This is a genomic window from Nocardioides sp. CCNWLW239, from assembly GCF_037137035.1.
In the GTDB taxonomy this organism is placed as follows: Bacteria; Actinomycetota; Actinomycetes; order Propionibacteriales; family Nocardioidaceae; genus Nocardioides.
Genome location: NZ_JBBBNW010000002.1, coordinates 805,688 through 822,952, shown reverse-complemented (window position 1 = coordinate 822,952; position 17,265 = coordinate 805,688). Strand labels below are relative to the sequence as shown.

Annotated in this window: 16 protein-coding genes; 10 read left to right on the top strand and 6 right to left on the bottom strand. The window is 69.8% G+C overall.

The window, feature by feature from the left end; all coding sequences use genetic code 11:
* Position 1 precedes the first annotated feature (1 nt).
* Complete coding sequence (locus tag WBG06_RS09880) at positions 2–1,927, top strand: acetyl/propionyl/methylcrotonyl-CoA carboxylase subunit alpha (RefSeq protein ID WP_336736411.1); 1,926 nt, start codon at positions 2–4, stop codon at positions 1,925–1,927.
* Positions 1,924–3,105 (top strand): acyl-CoA dehydrogenase family protein, encoded by a 1,182-nt coding sequence (locus tag WBG06_RS09875; protein ID WP_336736410.1) that lies wholly within the window; start codon positions 1,924–1,926, stop codon positions 3,103–3,105. Before WBG06_RS09880 ends, WBG06_RS09875 begins: the two co-directional genes overlap by 4 nt.
* Positions 3,106–3,170: 65 nt before the next feature.
* Here the strand turns inward: WBG06_RS09875 and WBG06_RS09870 are convergent, their stop codons facing one another.
* On the bottom strand, positions 3,171–3,863 hold the full coding sequence (locus WBG06_RS09870; protein WP_336736409.1) for an RDD family protein: 693 nt from the start codon (positions 3,861–3,863) through the stop codon (positions 3,171–3,173).
* 71 nt (positions 3,864–3,934) lie between these two features.
* Positions 3,935–4,528 carry an RDD family protein gene (locus tag WBG06_RS09865; RefSeq protein WP_336736408.1) on the bottom strand — a complete coding sequence of 198 codons (594 nt, stop codon included), beginning with the start codon at positions 4,526–4,528 and terminating at the stop codon, positions 3,935–3,937.
* A 95-nt stretch (positions 4,529–4,623) separates the two neighbouring features.
* On the opposite strand from WBG06_RS09865, the gene WBG06_RS09860 reads away from it, so the two are divergent.
* A complete protein-coding gene (locus WBG06_RS09860; RefSeq protein WP_336736407.1) occupies positions 4,624–5,772 on the top strand; it encodes a YihY/virulence factor BrkB family protein in 1,149 nt (382 codons plus the stop codon).
* A gap of 23 nt (positions 5,773–5,795) precedes the next feature.
* Here WBG06_RS09860 and WBG06_RS09855 read toward each other — a convergent pair whose 3' ends face one another.
* Positions 5,796–6,356 carry a protein-L-isoaspartate O-methyltransferase family protein gene (locus tag WBG06_RS09855; RefSeq protein WP_336736406.1) on the bottom strand — a complete coding sequence of 187 codons (561 nt, stop codon included), beginning with the start codon at positions 6,354–6,356 and terminating at the stop codon, positions 5,796–5,798.
* Positions 6,357–6,398: 42 nt separating this feature from the next.
* Here WBG06_RS09855 and WBG06_RS09850 point away from each other — a divergent pair, with 42 nt between their 5' ends.
* The 4 genes from WBG06_RS09850 (at position 6,399) to WBG06_RS09835 (ending at position 11,434) form a co-directional block, all read left to right on the top strand.
* Positions 6,399–7,166 carry an enoyl-CoA hydratase family protein gene (locus tag WBG06_RS09850; RefSeq protein WP_336736405.1) on the top strand — a complete coding sequence of 256 codons (768 nt, stop codon included), beginning with the start codon at positions 6,399–6,401 and terminating at the stop codon, positions 7,164–7,166.
* 61 nt (positions 7,167–7,227) lie between these two features.
* Positions 7,228–7,755, top strand: a complete 528-nt coding sequence (locus WBG06_RS09845; protein WP_336736404.1) for a SigE family RNA polymerase sigma factor — start codon at positions 7,228–7,230, stop codon at positions 7,753–7,755.
* Positions 7,755–9,071 (top strand): hypothetical protein, encoded by a 1,317-nt coding sequence (locus WBG06_RS09840; protein ID WP_336736403.1) that lies wholly within the window; start codon positions 7,755–7,757, stop codon positions 9,069–9,071. The genes WBG06_RS09845 and WBG06_RS09840 overlap by 1 nt, the downstream gene beginning before the upstream one ends.
* Positions 9,072–9,244: 173 nt before the next feature.
* Positions 9,245–11,434: a HelD family protein gene (locus WBG06_RS09835; protein ID WP_336736402.1), complete on the top strand. Its 2,190-nt coding sequence runs from the start codon at positions 9,245–9,247 to the stop codon at positions 11,432–11,434.
* On the opposite strand, the gene WBG06_RS09830 is transcribed toward WBG06_RS09835, so the two are convergent.
* The 3 genes from WBG06_RS09830 to WBG06_RS09820 form a co-directional block, all read right to left on the bottom strand.
* The gene (locus WBG06_RS09830) at positions 11,435–12,079 is read right to left on the bottom strand and encodes a nucleotidyltransferase domain-containing protein (RefSeq protein WP_336736401.1); all 645 of its coding nucleotides are present in this window, start codon (positions 12,077–12,079) and stop codon (positions 11,435–11,437) included.
* 169 nt (positions 12,080–12,248) lie between these two features.
* A complete protein-coding gene (locus WBG06_RS09825; RefSeq protein ID WP_336736400.1) occupies positions 12,249–12,863 on the bottom strand; it encodes a hypothetical protein in 615 nt (204 codons plus the stop codon).
* Positions 12,860–13,360, bottom strand: a complete 501-nt coding sequence (locus WBG06_RS09820) for a SigE family RNA polymerase sigma factor (protein ID WP_336736399.1) — start codon at positions 13,358–13,360, stop codon at positions 12,860–12,862. Before WBG06_RS09820 ends, WBG06_RS09825 begins: the two co-directional genes overlap by 4 nt.
* A gap of 95 nt (positions 13,361–13,455) precedes the next feature.
* Between WBG06_RS09820 and WBG06_RS09815 the strand changes: the two genes are divergently transcribed.
* The 3 genes from WBG06_RS09815 to WBG06_RS09805 are packed head-to-tail and all read left to right on the top strand — an operon-like array spanning position 13,456 to position 17,211.
* Positions 13,456–15,396: an anthranilate synthase family protein gene (locus WBG06_RS09815; protein ID WP_336736398.1), complete on the top strand. Its 1,941-nt coding sequence runs from the start codon at positions 13,456–13,458 to the stop codon at positions 15,394–15,396.
* Positions 15,393–15,959: an anthranilate synthase component II gene (locus WBG06_RS09810; protein WP_336736397.1), complete on the top strand. Its 567-nt coding sequence runs from the start codon at positions 15,393–15,395 to the stop codon at positions 15,957–15,959. Before WBG06_RS09815 ends, WBG06_RS09810 begins: the two co-directional genes overlap by 4 nt.
* Positions 15,952–17,211 (top strand): anthranilate synthase component I family protein, encoded by a 1,260-nt coding sequence (locus tag WBG06_RS09805; RefSeq protein WP_336736396.1) that lies wholly within the window; start codon positions 15,952–15,954, stop codon positions 17,209–17,211. The genes WBG06_RS09810 and WBG06_RS09805 overlap by 8 nt, the downstream gene beginning before the upstream one ends.
* Positions 17,212–17,265: the final 54 nt, after the last annotated feature.

Here is a 17,265-nt window from a genome sequence, read left to right as displayed (position 1 = left end):
CATGATCACCCGAATCCTTGTCGCCAACCGTGCCGAGATCGCCTCGCGCGTCTTCCGCACCGCCTCGAAGCTCGGCATTGAGACGGTCGCGGTCCACTCCGACGCCGACGCGTCCCTGCCGTTCGTGGCCGAGGCGGACCATGCCGTACGCCTCCCCGGAAACACGCCTGCCGAGACCTACCTCCGCGCCGACCTGGTGATCGAGGCGGCCAAGGTGGCCGGCGCCGACGCGATCCACCCCGGCTACGGGTTCCTGTCGGAGAACGCCGACTTCGCCCGCTCCGTCGAGGCGGCCGGCCTGGTCTGGGTCGGCCCGGCGCCCGAGTCGATCGAGCAGATGGGCTCGAAGATCGAGGCCAAGAAGATCATGGCCTCGGCTGGAGTCCCGGTCCTGGAGGCTCCGGCCTCCCCGGCCGAGTCCGACCTGCCGCTGCTGGTCAAGGCCTCCGCCGGTGGTGGCGGCCGCGGGATGCGGATCGTCCGGACGCTCGACGCGCTGTCCGCCGAGATCGCCGCCGCCGAGGCCGAGGCCGCGTCGGCGTTCGGGGACGGGACCGTCTTCGTCGAGCCGTACGTCGAGGCCGGCCGCCACGTCGAGGTCCAGGTCGTCGGTGACGGTGCCGGCAACGTCGCCGTCTTCGGCGAGCGCGACTGCTCGGTGCAGCGCCGCCACCAGAAGGTCGTCGAGGAGTCTCCGGCGCCGCTGCTGCCCGATGCGGTCCGGTCGGCGCTCCACGAGGCGGCCCGCAACGCGGCTGCGGCGATCGACTACCGCGGGGCGGGGACGGTCGAGTTCCTCTACGACCCGGCCTCGGAGCGGTTCTGGTTCCTGGAGATGAACACCCGGCTCCAGGTCGAGCACCCGGTGACCGAGCTGGTCCACGGGGTCGATCTGGTGGAGCTGCAGATCGCCGTTGCCGAGGGTGTCTCGGGTGCGGTGGTCTCGACAAGCTCGACCACCGGTGGGCGCTCGACCACCGACGTGAACGGGCATGCGATCGAGGTGCGGCTCTACGCCGAGGACCCGTCGGCGGACTATCAGCCGCAGTCGGGGATCTTGACCCGCCTCGAGTTTCCCGGCGACGCCCGGATCGACGCGGGTTACACCTCGGGCTCGGAAGTCAGCACCTTCTACGACGCGATGCTGGCGAAGGTGATCGTGCACGCGCCGACGCGCGAGGCCGCGATCAGGCGGCTCGTGTCGGTGCTGCGTACCGCGAAGATCCACGGCCTGGTGACCAACCGCGAGCAGCTGATCGGGATCCTCGGCTCGGACGCGTTCCGCAGCGGCGAGGTCACCACGTCCCTGCTCGCGGACGAAGCGTTCCTCTCGTCCGTCGACGACCCGGGCGCCGCCGTGGCCGCCGCGGTCGCCCTGGCCGAGCGGACCCGCCGTCCCGGGATCCCGGTCGCCTGGCGCAACGTCACCAACCAGCCCCAGCGGACGGTCTTCACTCTGCCGAATTCCGGGGCGGGGTCCGAGGACGGTCTGACCGTCGAGTGGTACGGCACCCGCGACGGCTATCGCATCGACGGCTTCGAGGTCATCGAGGCAGGTCAGAGCCGGGTTGTCCTCGAGAAGGACGGCCTGCGCACGACGTACGAGGTCTCGGTCGACGGTGACCGTGTCGACGTCGACGCGCCGTTCGGGCACACCGCGCTGCGGAAGCGGCCGCGGTTCACCGACCCGGCCAGCCAGACCCAGCCCGGCAGCCTGCTGGCGCCGATGCCGGGATCGGTCGTCAGCGTCCTGGCCGAGGCGGGCAGCAGCGTCACCGAGGGCCAGCCGCTGCTGGTGCTCGAGGCGATGAAGATGCAGCACACGGTGACCGCGCCGTCCGACGGCGTACTCATCCAGATCCACGTGAAACCAGGAACCCAGGTCGCCGCCGGCGAGGTGCTGGCCGTCGTAGAGGAGGCAGAATGACCACCGCAACTGTGCCCAACCCATTTGGCGAGCCCGAGGAGCGGACCGCGCTGCGCGAGGCGGTGGCGAAGCTGGCCGGAAAGTACGGTCACGACTTCGTCGCCAAGCAGGCCCGTGAGGGCGGCAAGATGACCGAGATGTGGCTCGAGATGGGCCGCAACGGGTTCCTCGGCGTCAACATCGCCGAGGAGTACGGCGGCGGTGGCGGGGGCATGAGCGACCTGGCAGCGGTGCTCGAGGAGGCCGCGACCGCCGGCGCCCCGCTGCTGATGATGGTCGTCAGCCCGGCGATCTGCGGCTCGATCATCGGCCGCTGCGGCACCGAGGAGCAGAAGAAGCGCTGGCTGCCGGCGATCGCCGACGGGTCCCACCTGATGGCCTTCGGCATCACCGAGGCCGATGCCGGCTCCAACTCCCACAAGATCACCACCACCGCAAAGCGCGACGGCGACGAGTGGGTCCTGAACGGCCAGAAGACCTTCATCTCCGGTGTCGACGAGGCCGACTCGGTCCTCATCGTCTCCCGCACCGAGGACGCCAAGACGGGCAAGCTCAAGCCGGCGCTCTTCGTGGTCCCGACCGACTCGGAGGGCTTCACCAAGCAGGTCATCCCGATGGCCTGGGAGGCGCCGGAGAAGCAGTTCACCCTCTTCATCGACGACGTACGGCTCCCCGCCGACGCCCTCGTCGGCGACGAGGACGGCGGCATCTGGCAGCTCTTCGCCGGCCTCAACCCCGAGCGGATCATGGGCGCTGCGCTCTCCTGCGGGATGGCCCGCTACGCGCTCGCCAAGGCCGTGGCGTACGCCTCCGAGCGCTCGGTCTGGAAGGACGCCCCGATCGGGTCCCACCAGGGCATCGCGCACCCGCTCGCCAAGGTCAAGATCGAGCTGGAGCAGGCCCGCCTGCTGTGGCAGAAGGCCGCCGCGCTCTACGACGCCGGCGACGACGCGGGTGCCGGGGAGTACGCCAACATGGCCAAGTACGCCGCCGGCGAGGTCGCCTGCAACGCCACCGACGCCGCGGTCCACACCCACGGCGGCAACGGTCTGACGGTGGAGTACGGGCTGGCCAACCAGCTCGTCGCCGCGCGCCTGGGGCGGATCGCCCCGGTCAGCCGGGAGATGATCCTCAACTACATCGCGATGCACACGCTGGGGCTCCCGAAGTCCTACTGATCCCGCACCAGAACAGGAACAGGGCCGGTCGCGAGAGCGACCGGCCCTGATGCGTACGTCTGAATCTACTTCTGCTTCGGCTCGACGATCACGATGGTGCTGACGATCTTGTCGGCGAAGGTCTGCCGCTTGTCGTCCCACAGCGGCCACAGGTAGCCGAGGTAGCACGCCATGCCGTCGAGGATGTGCACGAACTGACGGCCGATCGAGAACCAGGTGCCGAGGACCTGGCCGTCGGCCTCCTTGATGACCTTGATGCCGACGACACCCTTGCCGATGGTGTAGCCGGTCTTGCCCTGCTTCAGGCCGTAGTTCCAGAACATGAAGGCGAGGCCGAGGAGGAACCCGAGGAACATCAGGATCCCGCCCACCGCCATCAGGGCGCCGTTGGGCTCACCGGAGGTGTACATCCCGGTGCTCGGGTCGTACTCCGAGGCGCCTGCGGCCGCGCCACCGATGAGCATGCCGTAGCCGATGTAGAAGGGGATCGCCACAGCGATGCCGATCAGCCCGTCGATCAGGTAGGCACCGACCCGCGCTCCCCAGGATGCGTACGGCGGGGTCGCAGCGGCATAGCCGTAACCGACCGGCGCGGCACCGTAACCGGTCGGAGCCCCAGGTGCGGCGCCGTAGCCCGGTGCGGGAGGCGGCGGCGGAGCGCTGGGCTGACCGTACGGCGGAGCGGGAGGCTGGTTCGGCGGCGTGGGCGCCCCGGAGGGGTCCTGCGGGGCGCCAGGAGGCGGGCCGTAGTTAGACATGGGCCGAGTATGGCGACAACGCGGCGCAAATGTCAGCGCACACGCCTGAACCGGATCACGTCTGCATCACGTCACACCTGAGGCGGCCGCGCCTCCACGATGACGACTGTCCCGACGATCTTGTCGGCGAAGGTCTGCCGCTTGTTGTCCCACAGAGGCCACAGGTAGCCGATCATGCAGAACGCGTCCAGGACGTGGAGCACCTGCCGGACCGCTGCGATCGGCACGCCGATCGTGGCCTCCTCGCCCGCAGCGGGAGGAGTCTTGCGGACCAGCTTGATCCCGATGACCCCCTTGCCGATGGTGTAGCCGGTGCGGCCCTGCTTGAGGACGTGGTTCCAGACCGCGAAGCCGATGAACCCGAGCCAGCCGGCCGCGGTGACCAGGAGGCCGAGGGCCGTGACGAAGATGCCGGACTCCTGCGAGAGCCCGCCGCCCACCCCGGCGACCAGGTAGAACGGCAGCAACAGTGCCGCGTCGATCAGTGCCCCGCCCACCCGGCGACCCCAGGTCGCGAGCGGCGGGCCGGTGGGGACGTACGTCTGCTGGGCCCACGGCGGGGCCGGCGGGGCCTGGGGCTGCTCGCCCGGACCATGGGCAGGGCCCTGCGGTGCGCCTGGCGGCGGCCCGGGCGGCGGGCCGAAGTTGGACATCTGGTGGGTCATCTCCTCGAGTCTGCGGACCTGCTGGCCGGACCGAAGTTCAATCTATCGGGTCATGCAGGGGTTAGCCTGACCTTGTGGCTGGAGCGGCGGCGGCAATGGATCGGGCTCAGCGCCGGTTTCCGCCGGTCGCGTTCCCGCTGGCTGTCCTCTACAAGTTCTGGGACGACCAGGGCAACAACCTCGCCGCGATCATCACCTACTACGCCTTCGTCTCGGTCTTCCCGATCCTGCTGCTCGCCTCCTCGATCCTCGGTTTCGTGCTGGAGGGCAACCCGGACCTGCAGGAGGCGGTCCTCGACACGGCGCTGGCGCAGTTCCCGATCATCGGCGACCAGCTCGGACGCAAGGAGCTCACCGGGTCGACCAGCGCGATCATCATCGGTGGCATCACCGCCCTCTACGGTGCGCTCGGCCTGGGTCTCTCGTTGCAGAACGCCGTCAACACCGCCTGGTCGGTGCCGCGCAACAGCCGCCCCAATCCGCTCTTCCTGCGGGTGCGGTCGCTGCTCATGCTCGCCGCGGGCGGTCTGGCCATCCTCTCGGTCACCACGCTGTCGTTGGTGCTGAGCCGCACCGACTTCCTCGGATTCAAGGCGGTCGACGTCGGCTACTGGCTGGTGATCCTCGGCACCGTCCTGATCGTCACCGGCATGCTGTGCGTCGTCTTCCGGATGGCCACCACCCGCGATCACTCGCTCAGCCACGCGCTGCCGGGAGCGTTCACCTTCGCACTGCTGTGGCAGGTGCTGCAGTACTTCGGTGCCGAGTTCGTCCAGCACGTGCTCGCCGCCACCCGTGGCATGAACCAGACCTTCGCGCTGGTCCTCGGGCTGGTCGCGTTCCTCTACATCGCGGCGATGATGGTGGTGATCTCGATCGAGGTCAACGTCGTCTACGCCCGTCACCTGTGGCCGCGGGCCCTGCTCACCATCTTCACCGACGACGTCGAGCTCACCGAGGCCGACCGTCGCGCCTACGCGAGCTATGCCCTCATGCAGCGCCACAAGGGGTTCGAGACGGTCGCGGTGACGTTCGACGGGCCGGACGGCGACTCCCACGAGATCGTCATGGACCCGTCCTGGCTCCGCAAGAGCGCTCGGCAGATCCGGCGCCGTGACGAGTTCAGCCGACCGCTGCCCCCGACCAAACCGCCACCCGAGACGCCACCCACGGTGCCGCCGGGCAAGCTGCAGGCGGTGCCGCCTCCCGACGAGGACGATCAGGACGGGATCTCAGGCGCCTAGCAGGCTCCCCACCTGCTCGCGTCTCAGCGCAGCGGCACGAAGCGGTACCAGCCATGGGTGCTGAGCCGCGTCTCGCCCGTCGCGGACCGCTCCGCCAGCGTCATCCGTCCGGCGACCGGGATCACCATCCGGCCGGGAGCAGCGAGCTGGTCCATCAGCTCGCTCGGCAGGGCCTCGGCCTCTGCGGATACCAGGATCCGGTCGTACGCAGCCTGCCGAGGCCACCCGAGCACGCCCGGCTTCGCCTTCTCGATGCGGGCCCACGGCTGGTCGGTCGCGGCCAGGTTCCGACGACCGAACCGGACCAGGGACGGCTCCAGCTCCACCCCGACCACGCTGCCCTCGGGCCCGGTCAGATGGGCGAGCAGCGCGGTGGTCCAGCCCGAACCGGAGCCGACGTCGAGCACCTTGTGACCAGGCGCGACCTGGAGGAGATGGAGCATGTCGGCCACTGTCCGCGGCTGTGAGTTGGTCTGCCCGTGGCCGATGGGGAGCGGCTCGTCGAAGCCCGCGTAGCCACGCTCCACGGGAGGGAGGAAGCCTTCCCGGGGAATGGCGGCGAACGCGTCGAGGACCGGGTCCACACGTCCAGTCAAGCACCCGGCCAAGCACGTAGTCTCTGCCGCATGACTGAGTCGCCCGAAACCACCGCTGAGCTCGTCCACCTCGACGTCGCCGATGGAGTCGCCACCATCACCCTCGACTCGCCGGCCAACCGGAACGCGCTCTCCCGCCAGCTGGTCACCGAGCTCTTCGAAGCCCTGCACGCGGCCGACAAGGACGCCGCGGTCAAGGCGGTCGTGCTCCAGGCGACGGGCACCGTCTTCTGCTCCGGTGCCGACCTCTCCGAGGCCGCGACCGTGCCCATGGAGGAGGGCACCCGCGGGATCGTACGTCTCCAGCGCACCATCGTCGCCCTGACCAAGCCGGTCGTGGCGAAGGTCCAGGGACCCGTGCGAGCCGGTGGCCTCGGGCTCGTGGCTGCCGCCGACATCGCGATCGCCGCCGACACCGTCTCGTTCGCGCTCACCGAGGTCCGCCTGGGCCTGGCCCCCGCCGCGATCTCCCTCTCGATCCTGCCCCGGATCGACTCCCGCGCCGCCTCGCGCTACTTCCTCACCGGCGACAAGTTCGACGCCGCCGAGGCCGCCCGCATCGGCATCCTGACCGTCGCCGTGCCCGCCGACTCCCTCGACGACGAGGTCGCCGCCATCACCTCGTCCCTCCTCCAGGGTTCCCCTCAGGGCCTGCGCGAGACCAAGCGCCTCATGGTCCGCGGCCTGGTCGAGCACATCGATGCCGGCGGCGAGGAGATGGCAGCCCTCTCCGCCCGCCTCTTCGGCTCCGACGAGGCCCGCGAGGCCATGACCGCTTTCCTGAGCCGCAAGAAATAGTCTCGACAAACACCGACGGCGTGAGGCAACCATCCTGGCCACTCACACGGTCAGGATGGACATGACGACGGATGCCATCGCGCCGACCGGGCGCAGGCGTGAGGTGAGCGTCGCGACGGTCGACTTCGACGACTTCGTGGCGACGCGATCGGGTGCGCTGCTGCGTACCGCCTATCTCCTCACGCGTGACCACGCGCTCGCCGAGGACCTGCTGCAGACGGCGCTGACCAAGGCGTGGTTCGCCTGGACGAAGATCGAGAACCACGAGGCGTACGTCCGCAGGATCCTCGTCAACACCTACACCTCGTGGTGGCGGCGGAAGTGGAACGGCGAGCAGCCCGTCCTGGAGCTCGTCGAAGGAACGGTCGACCACCCCGAGGAGGGTGCCCACGATCTGTGGACCGCCCTCGGCCGGCTGCCGCGGCGGCAGCGCGCGGTCGTCGTCCTCCGCTACTTCGAGGACCTCACCGAGGCGCAGACCGCCGACCTGCTCGGCTGCTCGGTCGGGACCGTGAAGTCCCAGACCTCCAAGGCCTTCGCGAAGCTCCGCATCGACCCCGCCCTCGCTCCGGCTCAGGAGGAGAACTGATGAACACCATCGACGACCTCCGTACGACGCTGGCCGCGCACGCGGACCAGGCCGACGATCCGGTAGCCGTTCGCAGCGGTTCGGTTCACCAGCGGATCCGTCAGGTCCGTACGCGGCGCCGCGGCTCCATGGCCGCCCTCGCCGCCGTCGTGGCAGCCGTGGTCGGTGCCGCCGTGCTCGTGCTGCCGGGAGCCGATCTCGTTGCGCCTGCCGCGCTGCCGAGGCAGGTCAGCGTGCACGGGTTCGAGTATCGGCTCGTCGCCGATGTGGCTACCAACGGAGACGGTGCGGGAGGAGGTGAGACCGACTTCCCGGCGGGACCGCATGCCGTGGTCGTGACAGGTGAGGGTCTGGGCGACGGCATCGTCACCGTCGCCGTCGACGGTGTCCCGCTGGTGCGGATTCAGGGCGACGGAACCAGCCGGGCGGTCCCTGTCGAGGGAAGCTCGAACAGCATGGTGTCGACTTGGGTCTCAGGAACTCCGGCAGGCCAGGAGCACCACGTGACCGTGGGGATCTACGACCGGACCGGAGCCGAGCCAGAGGGGATCTCCGATCGTGGCGTGATCTTCCGCGAGCACATCGGCGAACGGACCATGCTCGCCGGCGTGATCGCGGAGGAGGGGAGGCCCGAAGCGACGTTCGAGTTCGAGGGCGACATGGACGGCATCGTGATTCCGATGGTCTGTTACGCCGACACCGGAGGTTGGCTTCATCTCGAGATCGACGGCAGGTTCGTCGCCGGGGCCGACTGCCTGGGCGAGGACGACTACGAGCACATCAGTGAGGATGCCGGCGCCGGAGGTCTGTCGTTCCCCGACGGCGTCGACGGGGTCGGGCCAGGTCGCCATGAGGTCCGCGTCTTCACCAGCCGCGACAGCAAGACCCGCGAACCGGAGAACCTGTCGGGCGCGCTCTTCGGGGCGGCCGCCTACCGACAGGGATCGACCAGTGAGCCGCTCCCAGGTCTCGAGGAGGAGAACGTCTTCGAGGGGTACGGGATCGTCTGGCAGAACGACGTGTCCGACCCGATTCCCGCCGGCACCCGCACCTTCACCAAAGAGATCGTGGTCGGCTCGGAGCCGATGGTGGCCTCGATCCTGCTGGGGCCAGGACCGACCACGCCGGTGAACATGCAGGTCGAAGCGGTCCACACGGACTGGGAGGACCAGTCCAGCTACCGGAGCAACGATCCCCAGTCGTTCGGCGGTGGACTGTCCTGGCTGCTCCTCCCCGGCGACACGTACAAGGTGACGGTGAGCACCGCCGATGGGACCTTCAGCGGTGCGCTGGTGACCTACCGCCCGATCGACTGATCCAACTGGGATGTCCCGCGACGGCGGGGCCGGCGGACAGCCGATTCGCCACGGTGATCGATTGCCGGCCTCCGTGTCCGCATAACCCCATGTCGGGGGTAGAGTTGTCTCCTTGCCGTGCGCCATGGGGGGCGCACGGCGGGTGTGGATCTTTGTGACGGGGGAACATCCAGTTGAACGACAAGCTGGCTGAGCGCGAGATCGCTCAGGAGCAGGATTTCGTAGATCGCGTCTACCTCCAGCTGGGGGAGTCGGCGCGCGCTGCGCAGGAGCTGGCCAACGAGGGCCGCGACCGCGGACGCCTGGGGCACGAGGGCGGGCTGGTCGAGCGCGACGCGTTCGCCTACCAGGCGGCGCGACGGATCGCGCAGCTCGATGCTGCTCACGAGGGCCTGGTCTTCGGCCGGCTCGACCTCGACCCGGAGCTCGACCCGGAGCCGCGGTACGTCGGCCGCATCGGCTTGCGTGACGCCGACCGTGACTCGCTGCTGATCGACTGGCGGGCGCCCGCCGCTGCGGTGTTCTACCAGGCCACGGCGGTCGAGCCGCGGTCGGTGATCCGGCGGCGCGTGCTCCGTTCCGAGGGCCAGAACGTGGTCGGCGTCGAGGACGAGCTGCTCGACGCGGAGGCGCTGGAGCGCTCCGGTGCCGACCTGCCGATCGTCGGCGAGGGCGCCCTCATCGCCCAGCTCAGCCGCGCCCGCGACCGCACGATGCACTCGATCGTCGCAACCATCCAGGCCGAGCAGGACAAGGCCATCCGGGCGCCGGGCAAGGGCGTCACGACCATCTCCGGCGGTCCCGGCGTGGGCAAGACCGTCGTGGCACTTCATCGCGCTGCTTACCTGCTCTACACCGAGCGCCGCCGCTACGAGACCGGTGGTGTGCTCATCGTGGGCCCGTCCGGCGTCTTCATGCGTTACATCGAGCGCGTCCTGCCGAGCCTCGGCGAGACCGCGGTGGCGCTGCGGTCGCTGGGTGAGGTCGTCGACGGCGTACGCGCGACCTGGCACAACGACCCTGCCGTCGCCGACGTCAAGGGTTCGGCGCGGATGGCCGAGGTGCTGCGGCGCGCGGCGCGCCAGCAGGCGCCGGGGTCGCCGCGCGAGTTCAAGGTCTTCTACCGCGACGACTCGCTGCGTCTGGACGCGAAGCGGCTCGGCGACCTGCGCCGTCAGCTGATGAACCAGGGACGGCGCAACCAGCAGCTGCGCCGCGTACCTCAACTGCTTCTCGACCTCCTCTGGCGTCAGGTACGCGGCGACCGCGGTCGCGAGCGCGGTCGCGAGCCCTTCAACGACGAGATGCTCGACAACCCGGCCTTCCTCGAGTTCGCCGCTGCCTGGTGGCCGGCGCTCGAGGCACGCGAGGTGCTCGGCTGGCTGCGTGAGCCCGAGTTCCTGGCCCGGGTCGCCGAGGGGATCCTGTCGCACGACGAGCAGCAGCTGCTCCTCAAGTCGTGGGCCGGCCGGGGGCTGACCGATGCGGACCTGGCCATCGAGGACATCCCGCTGCTCGACGAGCTCCGCTACGCGATCGGCGACATCCCTGAGCAGGCCGCCGACGAGCGCGACCAGGACCAGAGCGGCATCGACATCGCCGAGCTGATGACCGCCTCCGACCGCGAGTTCGCCTCGCGCCGGGGCTGGCGCCCGCCGACCTACCGCATCGACGACGACCCGTTCGCCCACATTCTCATCGACGAGGCCCAGGACCTCACCCCGATGCAGTGGCGGATGGTCGGTCGCCGGGGACGTACGGCCTCCTGGACCATCGTCGGCGACCCCGCGCAGTCCTCGTGGCCGGTGCGTGCCGAGGCCGAAGCGGCGCGGGCCAAGGCGCTCGAGGGCAAGCCCGTCCACGCATTCCACCTGTCCACGAACTACCGCAACTCGGCCGAGATCTACGCCTTCGCCGCCGCGTACGCCGAGCGGGTCGGGCTCGACGCCGACCTGCCCACCGCGGTCCGGTCGACCGGGGTCGAGCCGCAGGTCATCGAGCACGCGGTCGACCTGGAGAAGGCCACCCGGGAGGCGGTCGGCGAGATCGCGGGGCAGGTCGGTGGCACCGTCGGCATCGTGGTCCCGGTCGCTCGCCGCTCCGAGGTCAACGCGTGGCTGGCGTCGTGGTCGGAGTTCGCGGCCGACGCGCCGTCGGCTGCTGCCTCTGCCGCCGACCCCACCTCGGTGCCCTCCGGTGAGGACCGCATCGTCGTCCTCACCGGCCTGGACACCAAGGGCCTCGAGTTCGACGGCATCGTCGTCGTGAGCCCCGACGAGATCGAGCGCGAGTCGGCCACCGGCCGCGCCACGCTCTACGTCGTCCTCACCCGTGCCACCCAGCTCCTGACGACTGTCTCCTGACTAGAGCGTCGCGATCCAGGGGTGGTCGGGCACGGTCTGCTCGAGCGCGCGCCGCAGCCAGTGGCGCCGTCGGTCGTCGAGCAGTGGCAGGGTGCTGTCGAAGTCGAGCTGATCCTTGGCTCGTAGCCCTGGAGCCTTGTAGAGGAGCTGGATCTCGGGCTGCAGGTAACGGATCCCGTCGCGCTCCCAGACCGCCTCGGACATCGGCATCCGGATCGACTCCTCACGCCGGTAGACCCACTCATCGGTGGTGCCCGGGTTGAGCAGCAGGTCGTACTCCCACGGTTCTCGAGCGCTCCGGCGCAGCCAGATCTGGCCCTCGGTCTCCCAGAGGACATCGTCCGCGGCGCCGTCGGGATCATCGTCGGGGAGCAGTGGCCGCAGTGCCGTCGTGCCGGCTGCCCATACGTCGAAGCGTCCCGCCAGGTGCTTCCTCAGGCTGGGCAGCTCCTCGCGGAGCACGCTGACGTCGATGTCCTCGTGCTCGCGACGTACGCCGGTGAAGGCTTCGACCGCCCAGCCGCCGGCGATCCACCAGACGCCGGGATAACCGGCGAACAGTGCGGCCACGTCGGCCGGCGTGTGCGAGGCCCAGCGCCCATAGAGCCGCTCGAAGTCCTCATTGCTCAAGTCGTTGACTCCCACCGGCGGAGCCTAGCCGTCATCGCCGACTCGGCGCGTCTGTCCCGTCGAATTGCGCCGAGTCGGCGCGACTGTCCCACCCAGAGCGCCCGAGTCGGCGCGACTGTCCCACGTTGTTGGGGCAATCGCGCCGACTCGGCGATCAGATCTGGGACAGTTGCGCCGACTCGGGTCAGCCGTGGGAGGGCTTGGCGTCGGCGGTGACCTCGATGCCCTCGGCGAACTCGACGAGCTGTTCGTCGGTGAGGTGGATGCTCTCCCACACCTGGATGACGACGGTGAGGTCGCGGTAGGCGTACTTGAGCGTCGTCGTGCCTTCGGAGTTGGTGACGATGGTGGCCGGCTGGCCGTTGACGGTGGTGTCGGTGGCGCCCTCGGCCGGCGACGAGGGTGACTCGAGCGTCACCACGATCTTGTCCTGGAAGTCGCTGATCGAGGACGTGTCGTCGGGGCGGGCGACGGCGAGGACGTACTGGTCGGAGCCCTGCAGCACGAACCCCTCGGGCACCTTCGCCACGGTGTAGCCCGGCATCTGGGCGCCGTCGTAGTCGACCAGGCGTACGTTGTCGGCGGCCTGGACCGTCGGCGCTCCCTCGTTGCCCGAGGTCAGCGCGATCCCGCCGAAGGCGCCCCCGACCGCGAGGGTCAGAGCGGCGCCGCCGAGGGCGGCGCGCTTGATCCGGCGACGGGAGAGGGCGCGATGGCCGCGGCGGAGGTCGGCGGTGGTGTCGTCCGTCGGTGAGGCGGCGGGGGTCAGACGGGCGAGGCGGTCGATCACGTCGTTCATCGGGAGTCTCCTGTCAGTTGGGTGGGGGTGAGCAGCGTGCGGAGCTTGTCGAGGCCGCGTGCCGTCTGGGACTTCACCGTTCCGGTCGAGCAGCTCAGCGCATCGGCGACGTCGTCGACCGAGAGGTCGTGGACGTGGCGGAGCACGACGGCCGCGCGCTGCCGGGGTGGCAGCTCGGCCAGCGCCGCGACCAGCTCCGGATCGACCATCGCCGGATCCTCGACGGGAGCCTCGGGCAGCGAGACCGCGCCGTGCTCCCGTCGGAAGAAGGGGCGCCGGCGGTGGTCGGTCAGGCAGTTGACCAGGGTGCGGCGGGCGTACGCAGCGGGCTGCTGGGAGGCTCGCCCCCAGGCCAGGTAGACCTTGACCAGGGTCGTCTGGACCAGGTCCTCGGCCAGGTGGGCGTCGCCGGCGGTCAGCAGCCGGGCGGTGCCGACGAGCTGCGCTCGGTGGCGGCGTACGAAGGCCTCGAATTCGGCGTCGTGGGAACGTCTCACGCACTGACAACGGATCGGGGACGCTGCGGGGTTGCACGCGGCCCACCATCCGAATCGAATCGGTCACGCGCGAGCGTGCGGATTAGGCTCATCCCATGACGACGAACACGCCTGCCCGAACCGCGATCGAGGAGATCACGGGGCACGAGGCGTGGGCGATCATCCGGCGCTCCTCGCGGGCAGGAGACCGGGACACGGTCGGGATGCTGGCGGGCACGCGGTCGGTGGTGGAGTCGCTGCTCGACGTACCTCTCGAGGAGGGCATCCCGGAGCCCGGGAAGGTCGCCGACCGGCTGCTCGCGGTGCCGTTCCGGCAGGTCAGCGAGCGAGGCTTCGAGGCCCACGACGACGGCACCCCGCTGGTGGTCGTCGACGTCGAGCGCGAGTGGGAGTTCTCGGTCGCGGAGGTGATCGAGGCGCTGCCCGACGTACCGGTGGAGTTCGAAGACCGTGGTGGCTTCGACGTGGACGACGACACCTACGCCGACCTGGTCAAGACGGTCATCGAGGACGAGATCGGCCAGGGCGAGGGCGCCAACTTCGTGATCGGCCGCCACTACCGCGCACAGCTCGCCGACTGGAACCACGACCGCGCGCTCACCGTGCTGCGTCGTCTGCTGGAGCGCGAGCGCGGGGCGTACTGGACCTACTGCTTCTTCACCGGCGACCGCTACCTGATCGGGGCGAGCCCGGAGCGTCACGTGAGCGTCCACGGCGGCGACGTCCGGATGAACCCTATCTCCGGCACCTTCCGGCTGCCGCGCGACCTCGAGGGAACGCCGGAGAAGATCGCCCACGACCTCAAGGGGCAGCTGACCGACTTCCTGACGGATCAGAAGGAGGTCTACGAGCTCTTCATGGTGGTCGACGAGGAGCTCAAGATGATGTGCGACATCTGCGACCAGGGTGGCCAGGTCCTCGGCCCGTTCCTGAAGCCGATGTCGCGGCTGATCCACACCGAATACCTGCTCGCCGGCCGCTCCGGTCGCGACCCGCGCGAGATCCTGCGCGACACGATGTACGCCGCGACCGTGACCGGCTCGCCGGTGGAGAACGCGTGCCGGATGATCAAGAAGTACGAGCCGGAGGGCCGCGGCTACTACGCCGCTGCGCTCGCGCTGCTCGGCCGTGACGAGTCCGGCGCGCCGACCGTCGACTCGCCGATCGTGATCCGCACCGCGGACGTGTCGGTCGACGGCCGGCTGAAGGTGAGCGCGGGAGCGACACTGGTACGCGACTCCGACCCCGACTACGAGGTCGCCGAGACGCACGCCAAGGCCGGCGGGATCCTGTCGGCCTTCGGGCTGGTGCCGGCCGCGCCGGCGCTCGCTCAGGACGTCTCGGAGCTGGTCAACGACGAGGACCTGCTGCTGACCCTGGCCGCGCGCAACCGACGGCTCTCCTCCTTCTGGCTCACCGACCAGGCCGACGAGGAGCCGTCGGCCCATCTCGCCGGCAAGCACGCGGTGATCCTCGACGGCGAGGACGACTTCGTCCGCATGCTGCGCCACGTCCTGCGGGTGCTCGGCATGAGCTCGTCCGTCGTGCGTCACGAGGACTACGCCGACGGTGCCTTCGACGGCGCTGATCTGGTGATCGTCGGCCCCGGTCCGGGTGACCCGCGCGACGATGCCGATCCGAAGATGGCCAAGCTGCGTGCCGCCGTGGCGTCGCTGCTCGAGACCGAGCAGCCGTTCCTGGCGGTCTGCCTCGGGCACCAGGCGCTGTGCCATCAGCTCGGGATCGGGCTGCACTACAAGGACATCGTCTTCCAGGGCACCCAGACCCGGGTCGGCCTCGGGTTCGGCGGGCGGCCCCGGCGCGAGCGGGTCGGCTTCTACAACACCTTCGTCGGGCGCGTCGGCTCCGCCGAGCTGCCCGCAGGGGTGTCGGTCGACGCCGACCCCGAGACCGGTGACATCCACGCGATCTCGGGACCCCACTACGCCGGCATCCAGTTCCATGCGGAGTCGGTCCTCACCGAGCGTGGGTACGACCTCATCCACGACGTCGTCAGCGACCTCCTACCGCAATGAGCGACATCGTCGTGGTCGACCACCACGACTCCTACGTGTGGAGTCTCGTCCACATGATCGCCCAGGTCAGCGGGGCACTTCCGGACGTCGTGGAGCACGACGAGGTGAAGCTGGGCGACCTCGCCGGCTACACCCATGTGGTGCTCTCGCCCGGCCCCGGCCACCCGGCCGACCCGGCGGACTTCGCGGTCGGGCGTGACGTACTCCTGGACGCGGGGCGGCCGGTCCTCGGGGTGTGCCTGGGGATGCAGGGCCTGGTGACCGCCTACGGCGGCGTCGTTGACCGGATCGAGCCTGCTCATGGTGAGGTCGCGCAGGTGACCCATGACGGTCGCGGCGTCTTCGCGGGCCTTCCCTCGCCGCTCGAGGCGGTCCGCTACCACTCGCTCGCCGCCGTCTCGGTGCCCGACGTCCTGGAGGTGACGGCCCGTTCCGAGGACGGGGTCGTGATGGGCGTACGTCACCGGTCGCTGCCGCTCGAGGGCGTCCAGTTCCATCCCGAGTCGGTGCTCTCCCAGCACGGCGCGGCGATGGTCGCGAACTTCTTGGGCCGACATGCCTGAGGCCACGGTCGAAGACCTCTTCGCCGAGGTGGCCGCCGCTCATCCTCGTTGCGTGTGGCTCGACGGCGGCGGCGCGCGCGAGTGGTCGGGCCGCCGCTCCCTGATCGGCTGGCTGGAGGACGACGACGTCTCGTTGACCTACTCGGCCTCGCGCCGCGAGGTGCTCCGCCATGCCGGAGGCCGGTCCGAGGTCGTCGGCGACGACATCTGGGAGGTCCTCGAACGCGAGGTCGGCCCGGGGGAGCAGTGGTTCGGCTACTTCGGCTACGCCTGCCGCCCCGATCTCCCCGCGACACCGTCGCAAGACGTACCGGATGCCGTCTGGATGCGGCCGTCGCATGTGCGGATGTTCGACCATCTCGGGGTAGTCCGGGAGCGAGCTGCCCATATACCGGCCAGTAATAGGCAGTTCGCTCCCGGACTACCCCGAGATGCCGCCTACGCCGACGCCTTCCACCAGGTTCAGGAAGCTCTGCGGGCGGGTGACACGTACGAGGCGAACCTGACCTATCGCGTCACCGTCCACGGTCCCGCCGACCCGGTGGCGACCTACCTGCGGCTCCGGAGCATCAACCCGGCGCCGTACGCCGGGTTCCTCCAGCACGACGTCGCCGGTCATGCGGCGTGGTTGCTGAGCTCGAGCCCCGAGCGGTATGCGCTCGTCGCGGCGGACCGCACGATCGAGACCAGACCGATCAAGGGAACGACCCCGCGCGGCGCCACGGCAGAGGAGGATGCTGCAAACGCCGAGCACCTACGGACCGATCCCAAGCTCCGCAGCGAGAACCTGATGATCACCGACCTGCTCCGCAACGACCTGGCGATGGTCTGCGAGCCGGGGACGGTCGAGGTGCCCGGGCTGATGCAGGTGGAGTCCTACGAGACCGTCCACCAGCTCGTCACCACGGTCACGGGCCGTCTCCGTGACGAGATCAGCACGATCGAGGCGTTGCGCAGGCTCTTTCCTGCCGGATCGATGACCGGCGCGCCGAAGCTGCGCACGATGGAGGTCATCGAGCGGGCAGAGCGTGAGCTGGGCGGGCCGAGAGCCGCGTACGCCGGTGCTTTCGGCTGGATCTCCGGCGACGGCCCGGCCGACCTGGGCGTCATCATCCGCACCTTGACGACCCACGACACCCACACCTGGCGGATCGGCACCGGAGGCGGGATCACGGTCAGATCCGAGGTCGCCGACGAGGCTGCCGAGGCACGGTTGAAGGCCGACCGAGTGCGTGCTGCACTCGGCAGATGACCAAACAGGTGAAAAGACGGCGACACGTTGAGACGGCGGCCGCTGTCTATTGGA